The following is a 13,895-nucleotide window of genomic DNA, read 5'->3' as shown; positions in this document are numbered from 1 at the left end:
AATCCAAGCCCATCACGCATCGACAGCACATTCATGGCTTCTCCCTACGACCTGCAAGAACAGGAACAACTGGCTCAGCTCAAGCACTTCTGGGCCCGCTACGGCAACCTCATCACTTGGCTGCTCATTGCGGTGCTGGGCGCGTTTGCGGTGTGGAATGGCTGGCAGTACTGGCAGCGCAAGACCGCGCTGGAGGCCGCCGCGCTCTACGACGAGCTGGATCGTGCCGCTCGCGCCAATGACGTAGATCGGGTGCGTCGCGTCTGGGCCGACTTGCAGAAGCAGGCAGGCCGCTCCGCGCAGGCCCAGCACGGGGGGCTGCTGGTGGCCCGCGTGCTGCAGGATGCCGGTGAAGTCCAGGAGGCCCGCGCAGCCCTGCAAGCCGTGGTGGAGCGATCCAAAGACGCCGGCGTGGCTGCGGCCGCCCGGCTGCGCTTGTCTGCGCTCGAATTGCAGGCCGGCGACCACGCCGCCGCCCTGAAATGGCTCGACGCCAGCCTGCCGCCGGAATTTGCCGCCCTGGTGGCCGACCGGCGCGGCGACGTGCTGCTGGCCCAAGGGCAGACGGATGCCGCCCGGCAGGCTTATCAAACGGCTTGGCGTGGCATGGGCCCCGAAGTGGATTACCGCCGCATCATCGAAGCGAAACTCAACGCCCTGGGCGTGGATCCGACGAAAACGTCTGAATGAAGGGAGCGTTTGCCGTGAGTCTGAACCTTTTTGCCCGCGCCTGCACCTCGTCACGGTGGTTCTTCGTGTTGCTGGCTGCCGCGGCGCTGTCGGCGTGTTCTTCGGGCAGCAAGCGCCCCGAGCCCACCCCGTTGGCCCCTGTCACGGCCTTGGTGCCGGCTTCGCGGGCCTGGACGGCGGCGATCGGCCCGGTCGATCCCCTGATGACACCTGCCGTGCGCGGGCAGCAGGTCTTTCTGGCGAACGCGGCCGGCTCGGTGTTCGCGCTCGACGGCGCCAGCGGCCAAGTGCAATGGCGGGTCGATCTGGGCACGCCGCTGTCTGCCGGCGTCGGTGCCGATGGGCAGACGGCCGCGGTCGTGACGCGCAACAATGAGCTCGTCGCCGTGGAGTCCAGCGGCGAGCGTTGGCGGGCGCGGCTGCCGGCCCGCACCTTCACCGCGCCTCTGGTGGCCGGGCAGCGCGTCTTCGTCCTCAGTGGCGACCGCAGCGTCACCGCCTTCGATGCCCGCACCGGCGCCCGGCTGTGGACCCAGGCCGCTCGCGGCGCCGACCCCCTGGTGCTCCAGCAAGCCGGCGTGCTCACGGCGGTGGGCGACACGCTGCTGGCAGGCGTTTCCGGCCGACTGGTGGCCTTCGATCCCCTCAACGGTCGCGTCCGCTGGGAGGCCCCCATTGCCACGCCGCGTGGCGTCAACGAAATCGAGCGCCTGGTTGATCTGGTGGGCCGAGTGGGGCGCGTGAATGATCAACTCTGCGTGCGGGCGTTTCAGGCCGCCGTGGGCTGCGTGGACGCCAACCGGGGCACGGTTCTGTGGACCCAGCCCGCCGACGGTGCGGTGGGCGTGGCGGCCGACGCCGACCAGGTCTACGGGGCCGAGCGCAACGGCCGCGTGATCGCCTGGCGCCGCAGCAACGGCGAACGCGCCTGGTCCAGCGATGCGCTGCTGCACCGGGGCGTCACGGCCCCGCTGGCTGCCGGGCGCTCCATCATCGTGGGCGATGCCCAGGGCTTCGTGCATCTGCTCTCGCGCGACAACGGCGCCATGCTCAACCGGCTCAACACCGACGGCTCTGCCATCGTCGGCGGGCCGTTCCTTGCCGGCAACACGCTGGTGGCCGTCACGCGCAATGGCGGGGTGTTTGGCTGGCGGCCCGAATGAAACCGGTCATTGCCCTGGTCGGGCGCCCCAATGTGGGCAAATCCACCCTCTACAACCGCCTGACCAAGACCCGCGACGCGATCGTCGCGGACTTTCCCGGCCTGACGCGCGACCGGCATTACGGCAGCGCCCGGCTGGGCAAGCGCGAGTTCATCGTCATCGACACGGGCGGCTTCGAGCCCGATGCCGGCAGCGGCATCTACAAGGAAATGGCCAAGCAGACGCGGCAGGCCGTCGCCGAAGCCGATGTGGTGCTGTTCGTGCTCGATGCGCGCGCCGGGCTCAGCGCCCAGGACCACGACATCGCCAACTACCTGCGCAAGCTGGCCAAGCCCTGCCTGCTCGTGGCCAACAAGGCCGAGGGCATGAAAGCCGGCGCGCAGTGGGCCGAGTTTTATGAACTCGGGCTGGGCGAGGTGATTCCGGTGTCCGCCGCGCATGGTCAGGGTGTGCGCTCGATGATCGAGGCCGCGCTGGACCGCCTCCAGTGGCCAGAGGAAGCCCCCGAGCCCGAACCGGGCGACGAAACCGTCATCCGCTTGGCCGTGGCCGGGCGCCCCAACGTGGGCAAATCCACCTTGATCAATGCCTGGTTGGGGGAGGAGCGCCTGGTCGCTTTCGATCTGCCAGGCACCACCCGGGATGCGATTGCCGTGCCGTTCGAGCGCAATGGCCAGAAATTCGAGCTCATCGACACGGCTGGCTTGAGGCGCAAGGGCAAGGTGTTCGAGGCCATCGAAAAGTTTTCGGTCGTCAAGACCCTGCAGGCCATCGAGAATGCCCATGTGGTGCTGCTGCTCATCGACGCCACCCAAGGGGTGACCGATCAGGACGCCCACATCGCCGGCTTCATCCTCGACAGCGGGCGGGCCGTCGTGGTGGCCATCAACAAATGGGACGCGATCGACGCCTATCAGCGCGAGCAGCTTCAGCGTTCGATCGAGAGCCGGCTGGCGTTTCTCAAATTCGCCCCCATGCACACCATCTCGGCCAAAAAGCGCCAGGGCATCGGACCGTTGTGGAAATCGATTGCCCAGGCTTATGCCTCGGCCACCAAGAAAATGCCCACCCCGGTACTGACCCGGTTGTTGCAAGAGGCGGTGGCTTTCCAGGCGCCCAAGCGCAGCGGCATGTATCGCCCGAAAATGCGCTACGCCCACCAGGGGGGCATGAATCCGCCGGTCATCGTCATTCATGGCAATTCGCTCGAAGGCGTCTCCGACGCCTACCGGCGTTTCCTCGAAGGGCGCTTTCGCAAGGCGTTCGACCTCGTGGGTACCCCCCTGCGCATCGAGTTCAAGACCTCCTCGAACCCTTACGATGACAAGGACTAGATCCGCCATCCGCACAAACCCTGCCCGGCTTGTGGTATGGTCTTGGTCCCCCAACTTCAATTGAACACGGAAGATATCGTGAGCAACAATAAAGGCCAACTTCTGCAGGACCCGTTTCTGAACCAGCTCCGCCGCGAGCACGTGCCGGTGTCCATCTACCTCGTCAACGGCATCAAGCTTCAGGGGCAGATCGAATCGTTCGACCAATACGTCGTGCTGCTGCGCAACACCGTCACGCAGATGGTGTACAAGCACGCCATTTCCACCATCGTGCCGGGCCGTCCGGTGCAGTTCTCGGTCGCTCCGCCCGCCGAAGTGGCCTGACCGCAGATTGGGTTCCGACAACAAACCCCTCCAGCCCCCCGGCGTGGTGCTGGTCGGGGTGGACTTGGGTCTGCCCCATTTCGATGCCACGCTCGAGGAGCTGGCGCAGCTTGCCGAAACCGCCGGCTATCGCGTGCTCGACCGCGTGACCTGCAAGCGTAAAGCGCCCGATGCTGCGCTTTACGTGGGCAGTGGCAAAGCCGATGAGATCAAGGCGTTGGCGCTGGCGCATGGGGCGACCGAAATCCTGTTCGACCAGGCGCTCAGCCCGGCGCAGCAGCGCAACCTCGAGCGGCACATGGGCATGCCGGTCAACGACCGCATCCTGCTGATCCTGGAAATCTTTGCCCAGCGCGCACGCAGCCACGAAGGCAAGCTGCAGGTCGAGCTGGCCCGGCTGCAATACCTCTCCACCCGGCTGGTGCGGCGTTGGTCGCACTTGGAGCGCCAGACGGGCGGCATCGGCTTGCGCGGCGGTCCGGGCGAGACGCAGATCGAACTCGACCGGCGCATGATTGGGGACGCCATCAAGCGAACCCGCGAGCGGCTCGACAAGGTCAAGCGTCAGCGCGGCACCCAACGGCGCCAGCGCGAGCGGCGCGGGGCTTTCAACATCTCGCTGGTGGGCTATACCAACGCCGGCAAATCCTCGCTGTTCAACGCCTTGGTCAAGGCGCGCGCCTATGCGGCCGACCAGCTCTTTGCCACGCTGGACACGACCACCCGCCAGATGTATCTCGGCGAGGTCGGCCGCAGCGTCTCGCTGTCTGACACCGTGGGCTTCATCCGCGATTTGCCGCACACCCTGGTCGATGCCTTTGCCGCCACCTTGCAGGAGGCGCGCGATGCCGACCTCCTGCTTCACGTGGTCGATGTGTCCAACCCGGCCTATCCGGAGCAGATGGACGATGTGCAGCAGGTGCTGCGCGAAATCGGTGCCGACGAGATCCCGCAGATTCTGGTGTTCAACAAAACCGATGCCCTGCCGCCTGCGCAGCGCCCGTTGCAAGCAGTCGATTCGATGGAACTCCAGGGCAAGGTGTGGCCTCGTATCTTCGTCAGTGCCCACACGGGTGAAGGCCTCGATGCCTTGCGTGGCCTGCTGGCCCAGCGGCTGGCGGCGCAAACCCCTGCGGAAAATGCGACTCTGGAAGATGCGTCGTTTTGATTCGGCACAATATCCCCATTCGACACCTTCACGACACCCACCCATGAACATTCATCCGTTGCCTCGACGCCTGCCATTGTGGAGCCGCGTGAAAGGCATGTTCAATCTGAACGACCCCCGTTGGGGCCGTGACGAGGACGGCTCGCGGGAGCGTGGCCGCGACGCCAGCCCGGACGACCAGGAGCGCCGGGACGACCCCGAGCAGCGCCCGTTTTCCCAACGCCCCCAGGGCCCCAATCAAGGGCCGCCCGACCTCGATGAGCTGTGGCGCGATTTCAATCGCAAGCTCAGCGGCCTGTTCGGCAGCGGGGGGCGCGGGGGCGGGCGCGGTGGCATGGGCAACGGTTCCGGCGGCGGTCTGCCGCCTTTCAAGCCCGACCCCAAGAGCACCGGCATTGGGGCCGGGCTCATCGCCGGCGTGGCAGTGCTGATCTGGCTGGGCACGGGCTTCTTCATCGTCCAGGAAGGTCAGCAGGCCGTCATCACCCAGTTCGGCAAATACCACAGCACCGTGGGGGCGGGCTTCAACTGGCGCTTGCCGTACCCGATTCAGCGCCACGAAGCCGTGTTCGTGACCCAGATCCGTTCCGTGGATGTGGGGCGCGACTCCATCGTTCGCGCCACGGGTCTGCGCGATTCGGCCATGCTGACCCAGGACGAAAACATCGTCGAAATCAAGTTTGCGGTGCAATACCGCCTCAACGATGCGCGCGCCTACCTGTTCAACAGCCGCGACCCGGATGCCGCCGTGCTGCGCGCCGCCGAGACCGCCGTGCGCGAAGTCGTGGGCAACATGCGCATGGATGCCGCCCTGGTGGATGAGCGCGACCAGATCGCCCCGCGCGTGCGTACCCTGATGCAAAACATCCTCGACCGCTACGGTGTCGGCATCGAGGTGGTGGGCATCAACCTCCAGCAAGGTGGCGTGCGTCCGCCCGAGCAGGTGCAGGCCGCCTTCGACGACGTGCTCAAGGCCGGTCAGGAGCGCGAACGCGCCAAGAACGAGGCCGAAGCGTATGCCAACGACGTCATCCCCCGTGCCCGCGGTACCGCCTCCCGTTTGATCGAGGAAGCCGAAGGTTACAAAGCCCGCGTGGTGGCGCAGGCCCAAGGTGATGCGCAGCGCTTCCGCTTGCTGCAGGCCGAATACGCCAAGGCGCCGCAGGTCACGCGCGAGCGCCTCTACCTGGAAGCGATGCAGGAGATTTACAGCAACGTGACCAAGGTCATGATCGACACCCGGCAGAACTCCAACCTCCTGTACCTGCCTCTGGACAAGATCATGCAGCAGGCCGGCGCTCCGGCAAGCACGCCCGCTGCGGCCAGTGGCGCCGCCAGCGGCTCCAGCACCGCGCCGCTGCTGCCCAATGACGCCCGCGCCCGGGACGACCTGCGCTCGCGCAGCCGCGAGACGCGCTGACCACCGGGAGGCACACACATCATGAACAAGATCGGACTCGTCATTTCCTCCCTGCTGCTGGTGGTGGTCATCGCCAGTTCCATGCTTTTCGTGGTGGATCAGCGCCAGTTCGGCGTGGTCTATCAGCTGGGCCAGATCCAGCGCGTCGTCACCGAGCCGGGGCTCAACTTCAAGCTGCCTCCGCCATTCCAGAACGTGACCTATGTGGACAAGCGGCTGCTGACTCTGGAGAGTTCCGACACCGAACCCATGATCACTGCCGAGCGGCAACGCGTCGTGATCGACTGGTTCGTGCGTTGGCGCATCTCCGACCCGTCGGCCTACATCCGCAACGTCGGTCTGGACGAGCGCGCCGGTGCCATCCAGCTCAACCGGGTGGTGCGCAACTCCTTCCAACAGGAAGTCAACAAGCGCACCGTGCGCGAACTGCTGTCCACCCGCCGCGAAGAGCTCATGGCCGATGTGAAGCGCGAGGTGCTGGCCGCCGTGCGTGGCGCCGAACGCCCCTGGGGCATGGATGTGGTCGATGTCCGGATCACCCGGATCGACTATGCCGAAACCATCACGCGCTCGGTGTTCGAACGCATGGAAGCGGAGCGCAAGCGCGTGGCCAATGAGTTGCGCTCCACCGGCTTTGCCGAAGGGGAGAAGATCCGTGCCGACGCCGACCGCCAGCGCGAAATCATTGTCTCGACCGCTTTCCGCGATGCGCAGAAGATCAAAGGTGAGGGCGATGCCGAGGCCGCCCGCCTGTACAACGATGCCTTTGGCCGCGACCCGGCGTTTGCCCAGTTCTATCGCAGCCTGGAGGCCTATCGCGCCAGCTTCAACAGCAAGAACGATGTGCTGGTGATGGATCCGTCTTCCGAGTTCTTCCGCGCCATGCGCGGCAGCACGCCGGGCGGACGCTGAAGCCGTCAAAACCGTCTGATGGCCCGCCCAGGTGGCGGGCCGGTGTGTTCCTGCCGGTAAAATCCGGTTTTTAACAGCCTCGCCTTGTCCATGTCCGCCTGGGTCCTGCCGGATCAATTCGCCGATGTTTTGCCTTCCGAGGCCCGGCACATCGAAGACCTGCGTCGCGCGCTGCTCGACACCGCGCGTACGCACGGCTACGAGCTGGTCATTCCTCCGCTGGTCGAGCATCTGGACTCCCTGCTCACCGGCACGGGCGAGGCGCTGGATCTGCAGACCTTCAAGCTGGTGGACCAGCTCTCGGGCCGTTCGCTGGGTCTGCGTGCCGATACCACGCCCCAGGTGGCCCGCATCGATGCCCATCTGCTCAACCGCGCGGGCGTCACCCGCTTGTGCTACTGCGGCCCGGTGGCCCGCACCCGCATCGATCGGCCTCACGGCACGCGCGAGCCCCTGCAACTGGGGGCGGAGCTTTATGGCCACGCCGGTCGCGAGGCCGATCTGGAGATCATCGAGCTGGCGATTGCCTCGCTGCGGGCCGCGGGCATTGGGCGTCTGGTGCTGGATCTGGGCGATGTGCGCATCGTCGATGCCGTGCTGGGAGGGCATGCTCTGGAGCCTGCCCGGGTGTCGCGCATCCATGCCGCCCTGGCCGCCAAAGACGTGGCGACGCTGCAGGCCGAAAGCCATGGCCTGCCTTCTGGCGTGCGCCAGGCATTGCTGGGGTTGACCCGCTTGTATGGCGATGAAGCGGTGCTCGATGAAGCGCTGCGCGTGCTGCCCGCCTCCGATGCCCTGCATCGGGCGCTGGCCGATCTGCGCTGGCTCGCTGGGCACGTGGAGGGCGCAGAGGTGTCTTTCGATCTGGCCGATCTGCGAGGCTACGCCTACTACACCGGCATGCGGTTTTCGCTGTTTGGCGCCGGGGATGCGTCACAGACGCCGACCGAATTGGTGCGTGGCGGGCGCTACGACGAAGTCGGGGCCGTGTTTGGCCGGCGCCGGCCCGCCGCTGGTTTCAGCCTGGACTTGAAGGAACTCGTGGCGGCTCTGCCCAGGCCGGCATTGCAGAAGGCCATCCGGGCCCCTTGGGGCAGCGCGCCCGCGCTGCGCGCCGCAATTGCCGCATTGCGTGCCCAGGGGCAGACGGTGGTTTGCGTGCTCCCGGGCCATGAGCACGAGGTGGATGAATTCGAATGCGACCGTGCGCTCGTGGAGCGCGACGGCCAGTGGGTCCTGCAGCCGCTGGCGGCCTAAGACCTCCCTGTTGGAACCGAGAAACATGAACGTGAACAACTTCAAGGCCCAGCCTGGGCGCAATGTGGTCGTCGTGGGCACCCAGTGGGGCGACGAAGGCAAGGGCAAGCTGGTGGACTGGCTGACCGAAATCGCTGGCGGTGTGGTCCGCTTCCAAGGGGGGCACAATGCCGGGCACACGCTGGTCATCAACGGGGTCAAGACGGCGCTGCACCTCATCCCCAGCGGCATCATGCGTGCTGGCGTGAAGTGCTACATCGGCAACGGCGTGGTGCTGTCGGCGGGCAAGCTGCTGGAGGAAATCGCTGGCCTGGAGAAGGCAGGTGTCGAAGTCCGCTCGCGCCTGCGGGTGAGCGAAGGCTGTCCGCTCATCCTGCCCTTTCACGCCGCGCTGGACGTGGCACGCGAGGTGGCCAAGGAAAAGGCGGGCGCGGCCAAGATCGGCACCACCGGCCGCGGCATCGGCCCGGCCTATGAAGACAAAGTGGCCCGCCGCGCCTTGCGGGTGCAAGACCTCAAGCACCCCGAGCGTTTCGCGGCCAAGTTGCAGGAACTGGTCGATTACTACAACCAGCAGCTCGCGTTGCTGGGTGCCGCGCAGGTGGACTGGGCCGCCGTGAGCTGGCTCAAGGATCAGCCGCTGTCGGCCTTCATCGTCAACGGCAAGGTGCACATGGAGGCGGTGCAGGCCCAGGCCATGCAGCACGCCGAATTGCTCAAGCCCATGATCGCCGACGTCTCGCGAGAGCTCAACGAGGCGCACAAAGCCGGGGTCAATCTGCTATTCGAAGGCGCGCAGGGTACCTTGCTCGACATCGACCACGGCACCTATCCCTTCGTCACTTCCAGCAACTGCGTGGCCGGCAACGCCGCCGCCGGTGCCGGCGTGGGGCCGCAACTGCTGCACTATGTGCTGGGCATCACCAAAGCCTACTGCACCCGTGTCGGTGGCGGCCCGTTCCCGACCGAGCTGGATTGGGAAACCGAAGGCACGCCCGGCTGGCACATGGCCACCGTGGGCGCCGAAAAAGGCACCACGACCGGTCGCGCGCGCCGCTGTGGGTGGTTCGACGCCGCGCTGCTCAAGCGCTCGGCCCAGGTCAATGGCTTGAGCGGCTTGTGCATCACCAAGCTCGACGTCCTCGACGGCCTGCCCGAACTGCAGCTCTGCGTGGGCTATCGGCTGGACGGCGAGATCATCGACATCCTGCCCCTGGGGGCCGATGAGATCGCGCGTTGCGAGCCGATCTATGAAACCTTGCCCGGCTGGGCCGAGTCGTCGGTGGGCGTGACCCGCTACGAGGATCTGCCGGCGAATGCGCAGAAATACCTCAGCCGCATCGAGGCGGTCACCGGCGTGCCGATCCACGTCGTCTCGACCAGCCCGGACCGAGATCACACCATCCTGCTGCATCATCCCTTCGCGGCCTGAGCGCCGTATGTCCACTGTCCACCCACCTCAGAGCCTGGAGACCGCGATGCTGACCGAAGACGGCAAACACCTCTACGTGTCCTACGACGAATACCACAACCTGATCGAGAAGCTGGCGATCAAGGTGTACCAGTCGGGGTGGGAATTCGACACCATTCTGTGTCTGGCGCGGGGGGGCATGCGCCCGGGTGACATCCTCAGCCGCATCTTCGACAAACCGCTGGCCATCATGTCCACCAGCTCCTACCGGGCCGAGGCCGGGACGGTACAAGGCAAGCTGGACATCGCCCGCTACATCACCACACCCAAGGGCGAGATTGCTGGCCGCGTCCTGCTGGTGGATGACCTGGCCGATTCCGGCCACACGCTGCGGGCCGTGATCGACCTGTTGAAAAACAATTACCCCCCGATCACCGAGTTGCGCAGCGCCGTGATCTGGACCAAGGCCGTCTCGGTGTTCACGCCGGATTATTCGGTGGAGTTCCTACCCACCAATCCGTGGATCCATCAGCCGTTCGAAGGTTACGACAACCTGCGGCCCGCGCAACTGCTGGCCAAATGGAAGGTGTGAGCGCCTTTGCCCATGAGCTTGCCCACCGAGCTGATTCACCACCCTTACCGCCCGCCGGCCGAGTTTGAGTCGGCGGCGCCGGGAGTGCACAAGGCCTCGACCGTCATTTTCCCGACCGTCGCGGCCATGCGCCAGCGCGACTGGAAGGACAAATCCGCTTACACCTACGGCCTGCACGGCACGCCGACCACCTTCACGCTGGAGGAGCGCATCGCCACCCTGGAGGGGGGGCGGCACTGCGTGCTGGCGCCAAGTGGCTTGGCCGCGATTGCCCTGGTGGACATGGCGCTGCTGCGCGCGGGGGACGAACTGCTCATCCCCGACAACGCCTACGGGCCGGGCAAGGCCTTTGCCGAAGCCGAACTGGCCGCCTGGGGCATTCGGCACGTTTATTACGATCCGATGAATCCGGCCGATCTGGCGGCCCGCATTCACGAACAGACCCGTCTGGTCTGGCTGGAAGTCCCGGGGTCTGTGACCCTGGAATACCCCGATCTGGCGGCCTTGGTGGAGGTGGTGCGCCAGGCCAATGCGCGGCTGGGGCACGGCCAGGGGCCGCAGCGTATCCTGACCGCGCTGGACAATACCTGGGGGGCAGGCATTGCCTTTGCCCCGTTCGAGGCCGGGGTGGACATTTCCATGCAGGCGCTGACCAAATACCCAAGCGGTGGCGCCGACGTGCTCATGGGCGCGGTGGTCACGCGTGACGAGGCGCTGCATCGCCGCCTGCTCCTGACGCACATGCGGCTGGGCCTGGGTGTGGGGGCGAACGACGCCGAACTGGTGCTGCGTGGCTTGCCCAGCGTGGAACTGCGCTACCATGCCCAAGACGCCAGCACCCGCGCGCTGGCTGCGTGGATGGCCACCCAGCCCGCGGTGGCACGGGTGTTCCATCCGGCCTTGCCCGATTCGCCAGGCCATGAGCATTGGCGCCGCCAGGCTCGCGCGGCGGCTTGTCTGTTCAGCGTGGTGTTTCAGCCCCAGGTCACGGCCGCGCAGGTGGATGCGTTTTGTGACCGGCTGCGGCTGTTCCGTCTGGGCTACAGCTGGGCAGGGCCAATCAGCCTGTGCGTGCCTTACGACGTGCCTGCCATGCGCACCATGTCCTGGCCGCACGCGCCGCGCCTGGTGCGCTTTGCCGTGGGCCTGGAAGCGGTGGAGGACCTTCGGGCCGATCTGGCTCAGGCGCTGCAGGCGCTGGCCTGAGCCGCCACGATGGCGCGGGCCAGGGCGTCGAGCGCCGCTGGCGAGCGGTCAGGCAAGCGGCAGGGCCGCGCCTGCGGGTACTGGACGAAATGGCGCCGGATGGAGGCGGCGTACACCGGGTCGTAATGCGTTTGCAGCAAGGCCCGCACCACTTCGGCGCTGCGGCCGCTCTGCACCATGGCCTTCCAGGCTTGGATGGTTTCCCGGCCGCGCAAGGCCACGAGCGTGTCCAGCCGCTCGCAGAAAAAACCGCTGTCGCGCAGGAAGTGGTCATAGTCTTCCATCAGCAGGGCGACGCGTTCCTCGTCGGCCAGTTGCAGATCCAGGCAAGGGCTGGCGCGCATGGCGTCCATCAGGGCGTCAGGCACACGCAGATTGCCCACCTTCTTGCTTTCGCTTTCCACATAGACCGGCCGTTGCGGGTCGAAGCTGCGCAGGGCGTGCCAGATGCGTGTGTCGAAATGCTTCTGGCTGGGCTGGCGCTGGCCAGGCACCAGCCCCAGGACGGAACTGCGGTGGCAGGCCAGGGCCTCGAGGTCCAGCACCTGCTGGCCCTGGCGGGCGAGGGCTTGCAGCAGCCGGGTTTTGCCCGAGCCGGTGGGGCCGCACACCACCCGATACTGCAGCCGTTGGGCCAGCGAGGGCAGTTCGGCGAGCAGGGCATTGCGCCAGGCCTTGTAGCCACCTTCGATCAGCGTGACCTGAAAGCCGATGGCGCCCAGGATGGTGGCCAACGCGCCGCTGCGGTTGCCGCCCCGCCAGCAGTACACCAGCGGCTTCCAGCCCTTGGGCTTGTCGATCACCTCGCGTTCGATGTGGGCCGCGATGTTGCGCGCCGACAGCGCCGCGCCCCGCTTCTTGGCCTCGAACGCGTTGACCTGCTTGTACATCGTGCCGATGAGGATGCGCTCCTCGTTGTTCAGCGTGGGCCAGTTCACCGCGCCGGGCACATGGTCTTCGGCGAATTCGGCTTCGGTGCGGGCGTCGATGATGGTGTCGAAGTCGGGCAGGCGGTCAGCGACCGCGTGGGCGGGCAGCGTGGCAACGGGCATGGAGTCGGGTCAGCCTTTGGGCAGCAGTTCGCGCAAGCGTGGCCATACATTGTCCAGCATGATGGGCTGTGCCGCCTCGTTGGGGTGGATGCGGTCGGGCTGGAACAGGGCCACCGGGTCGGGGCCGTCGGCCACGCCCTTGAGGAAGAAGGGCACGAGTGGGACGTTTTCGCTGCGGGCCACATCGACAAAGACCTGTCGGAATTCCTCGGCATAACGGGCGCCGTAATTGGGGGGCATCTCCATGCCCACGAGCAGCACCCGGGAGCCGGCCTGGCGGCTGGCCTGCACCATGGTGCGCAGGTTGTCGCGCGTCATGTCCAGCGGCAGGCCGCGCAGGGCGTCGTTGCCCCCGAGTTCGATCACCACCACATCCGGGCGATGCGTGCGCAGCAGCGCGGGCAGACGCGACCGTCCGCCCGAGGTGGTGTCGCCGCTGATGCTGGCATTGACGACGCGCACCGATCGCCCTTCGGCCTGCAGCCTTTGTTCCAGCAGGGCCACCCAGCCGCTGCCCCGGCGCAACCCATACTCGGCACTCAAGGAATCGCCCACGATCAACACCACGGCTTCGCGCGACTGCGCCAGCGCCGGCCAAGACCCCGCCACGGCAGCGGCCACGGCGATCGCGTTAAAGTGTCGTCTGTTCAATTGCATGGGCGTTTTCATGTCGGATGTGATCATTGCGGTACAGCATGTGTTCAAGTCGGTGACCGACGCCACCGGGACGCTGGACATTCTGCGCGACATCGATTTCGAGTTGCGCCGGGGCGAGACGGTGGCCATCGTGGGCGCTTCCGGCTCGGGCAAGAGCACGCTGCTGTCCATCGTCGCGGGGTTGGATACGCCGACACGCGGAACGGTTCACATCGATGGGCAAGACATTTTCGCACTCGACGAAGACCAACGCGCCGCCGTGCGTGCGCAAAAGGTGGGTTTCGTTTTCCAGAGCTTCCAATTGCTGGGGAACCTCACCGCGCTGGAAAACGTGATGCTGCCCCTGGAACTGGCGGGGCGGCGCGATGCCCGAGAGGCTGCCACCCAGATGCTGCAGCGGGTGGGCCTGGGTGAACGGCTGGGCCATTACCCCAAGGTGCTTTCCGGCGGGGAGCAGCAGCGCGTGGCATTGGCGCGGGCTTTCGTGGTGCGGCCGGCCGTGTTGCTGGCCGATGAGCCCACCGGCAGCCTGGACTTTGCCACTGGCGAGAAGGTCATGGAACTGATGTTCGACCTCAACCGCGAGCAGGGCACCACGCTCGTGCTGGTCACGCACGACCGCTCGATCGCCCAGCGCTGTGAGCGACGCATCACCATCGAGGCGGGACGGGCGCGCGAAGTCCAAGCCGTCGAGGCCTGATAATCCGGG

Annotated in this window: 14 protein-coding genes; 12 read left to right on the top strand and 2 right to left on the bottom strand. The window is 66.4% G+C overall.

Annotation, left to right across the window (positions count from 1 at the left end):
* Positions 1-33 precede the first annotated feature (33 nt).
* The 11 genes from DFR43_RS05560 to DFR43_RS05510 all read left to right on the top strand — a co-directional run bounded on the left by DFR43_RS05560 (position 34) and on the right by DFR43_RS05510 (position 11,477).
* On the top strand, positions 34-690 hold the full coding sequence (locus DFR43_RS05560) for a YfgM family protein (protein ID WP_133596486.1): 657 nt from the start codon (positions 34-36) through the stop codon (positions 688-690).
* Between the two features lie 20 nt (positions 691-710).
* The gene (gene bamB / locus DFR43_RS05555) at positions 711-1,853 is read left to right on the top strand and encodes an outer membrane protein assembly factor BamB (RefSeq protein ID WP_484421920.1); all 1,143 of its coding nucleotides are present in this window, start codon (positions 711-713) and stop codon (positions 1,851-1,853) included.
* A complete protein-coding gene (der, locus tag DFR43_RS05550) occupies positions 1,850-3,187 on the top strand; it encodes a ribosome biogenesis GTPase Der (protein ID WP_133596482.1) in 1,338 nt (445 codons plus the stop codon). Before bamB ends, der begins: the two co-directional genes overlap by 4 nt.
* Positions 3,188-3,223: 36 nt before the next feature.
* Positions 3,224-3,511 carry an RNA chaperone Hfq gene (gene hfq / locus DFR43_RS05545; protein WP_133596480.1) on the top strand — a complete coding sequence of 96 codons (288 nt, stop codon included), beginning with the start codon at positions 3,224-3,226 and terminating at the stop codon, positions 3,509-3,511.
* Positions 3,512-3,518: 7 nt separating this feature from the next.
* Positions 3,519-4,679, top strand: coding sequence for a GTPase HflX (hflX, locus tag DFR43_RS05540; protein WP_133596478.1), 1,161 nt, complete (start codon positions 3,519-3,521; stop codon positions 4,677-4,679).
* Positions 4,680-4,722: 43 nt separating this feature from the next.
* Positions 4,723-6,099, top strand: coding sequence for an FtsH protease activity modulator HflK (gene hflK / locus DFR43_RS05535; protein WP_133596476.1), 1,377 nt, complete (start codon positions 4,723-4,725; stop codon positions 6,097-6,099).
* 21 nt (positions 6,100-6,120) lie between these two features.
* Positions 6,121-7,011 (top strand): protease modulator HflC, encoded by an 891-nt coding sequence (hflC, locus tag DFR43_RS05530; protein WP_133596474.1) that lies wholly within the window; start codon positions 6,121-6,123, stop codon positions 7,009-7,011.
* Between the two features lie 90 nt (positions 7,012-7,101).
* Positions 7,102-8,268, top strand: a complete 1,167-nt coding sequence (locus DFR43_RS05525; protein ID WP_133596472.1) for an ATP phosphoribosyltransferase regulatory subunit — start codon at positions 7,102-7,104, stop codon at positions 8,266-8,268.
* Positions 8,269-8,293: 25 nt separating this feature from the next.
* The gene (locus DFR43_RS05520) at positions 8,294-9,700 is read left to right on the top strand and encodes an adenylosuccinate synthase (protein WP_133596470.1); all 1,407 of its coding nucleotides are present in this window, start codon (positions 8,294-8,296) and stop codon (positions 9,698-9,700) included.
* A 46-nt stretch (positions 9,701-9,746) separates the two neighbouring features.
* On the top strand, positions 9,747-10,271 hold the full coding sequence (locus DFR43_RS05515) for a phosphoribosyltransferase (RefSeq protein ID WP_133596724.1): 525 nt from the start codon (positions 9,747-9,749) through the stop codon (positions 10,269-10,271).
* A 12-nt stretch (positions 10,272-10,283) separates the two neighbouring features.
* Positions 10,284-11,477, top strand: coding sequence for a PLP-dependent transferase (locus DFR43_RS05510; protein ID WP_133596468.1), 1,194 nt, complete (start codon positions 10,284-10,286; stop codon positions 11,475-11,477).
* On the opposite strand, the gene mnmH is transcribed toward DFR43_RS05510, so the two are convergent.
* Both mnmH and DFR43_RS05500 read right to left on the bottom strand, forming a co-directional pair.
* Positions 11,453-12,529 (bottom strand): tRNA 2-selenouridine(34) synthase MnmH, encoded by a 1,077-nt coding sequence (mnmH, locus tag DFR43_RS05505; RefSeq protein ID WP_133596466.1) that lies wholly within the window; start codon positions 12,527-12,529, stop codon positions 11,453-11,455. The genes DFR43_RS05510 and mnmH overlap by 25 nt on opposite strands.
* Before the next feature lie 9 nt (positions 12,530-12,538).
* Positions 12,539-13,186: an arylesterase gene (locus DFR43_RS05500; RefSeq protein WP_245988843.1), complete on the bottom strand. Its 648-nt coding sequence runs from the start codon at positions 13,184-13,186 to the stop codon at positions 12,539-12,541.
* A 10-nt stretch (positions 13,187-13,196) separates the two neighbouring features.
* Here DFR43_RS05500 and DFR43_RS05495 point away from each other — a divergent pair, with 10 nt between their 5' ends.
* A complete protein-coding gene (locus DFR43_RS05495) occupies positions 13,197-13,886 on the top strand; it encodes an ABC transporter ATP-binding protein (protein WP_133596462.1) in 690 nt (229 codons plus the stop codon).
* The last annotated feature ends 9 nt before the right edge of the window (positions 13,887-13,895 follow it).

The organism is Tepidicella xavieri (genome assembly GCF_004363315.1).
GTDB lineage: Bacteria > Pseudomonadota > Gammaproteobacteria > Burkholderiales > Burkholderiaceae_C > Tepidicella > Tepidicella xavieri.
Note: the sequence above shows the minus strand (reverse complement) of the source record. Positions and strands in the feature narration are given on the sequence as shown.

What these genes read in the sequence shown, in the direction of transcription:
- DFR43_RS05560 (WP_133596486.1), top strand. Translation starts at nt 34, where the DNA reads ATGGCTTCTCCCTACGACCTGCAAGAACAGGAACAACTGGCTCAGCTC.
- hflK (WP_133596476.1), top strand. Translation starts at nt 4,723, where the DNA reads ATGAACATTCATCCGTTGCCTCGACGCCTGCCATTGTGGAGCCGCGTG.
- hflC (WP_133596474.1), top strand. Translation starts at nt 6,121, where the DNA reads ATGAACAAGATCGGACTCGTCATTTCCTCCCTGCTGCTGGTGGTGGTC.
- DFR43_RS05500 (WP_245988843.1), bottom strand. Translation starts at nt 13,186, where the DNA reads ATGCAATTGAACAGACGACACTTTAACGCGATCGCCGTGGCCGCTGCC.
- der (WP_133596482.1), top strand. Translation starts at nt 1,850, where the DNA reads ATGAAACCGGTCATTGCCCTGGTCGGGCGCCCCAATGTGGGCAAATCC.
- mnmH (WP_133596466.1), bottom strand. Translation starts at nt 12,529, where the DNA reads ATGCCCGTTGCCACGCTGCCCGCCCACGCGGTCGCTGACCGCCTGCCC.
- DFR43_RS05525 (WP_133596472.1), top strand. Translation starts at nt 7,102, where the DNA reads ATGTCCGCCTGGGTCCTGCCGGATCAATTCGCCGATGTTTTGCCTTCC.
- DFR43_RS05515 (WP_133596724.1), top strand. Translation starts at nt 9,747, where the DNA reads ATGCTGACCGAAGACGGCAAACACCTCTACGTGTCCTACGACGAATAC.
- hfq (WP_133596480.1), top strand. Translation starts at nt 3,224, where the DNA reads ATGGTCTTGGTCCCCCAACTTCAATTGAACACGGAAGATATCGTGAGC.
- DFR43_RS05495 (WP_133596462.1), top strand. Translation starts at nt 13,197, where the DNA reads ATGTCGGATGTGATCATTGCGGTACAGCATGTGTTCAAGTCGGTGACC.
- DFR43_RS05510 (WP_133596468.1), top strand. Translation starts at nt 10,284, where the DNA reads ATGAGCTTGCCCACCGAGCTGATTCACCACCCTTACCGCCCGCCGGCC.
- DFR43_RS05520 (WP_133596470.1), top strand. Translation starts at nt 8,294, where the DNA reads ATGAACGTGAACAACTTCAAGGCCCAGCCTGGGCGCAATGTGGTCGTC.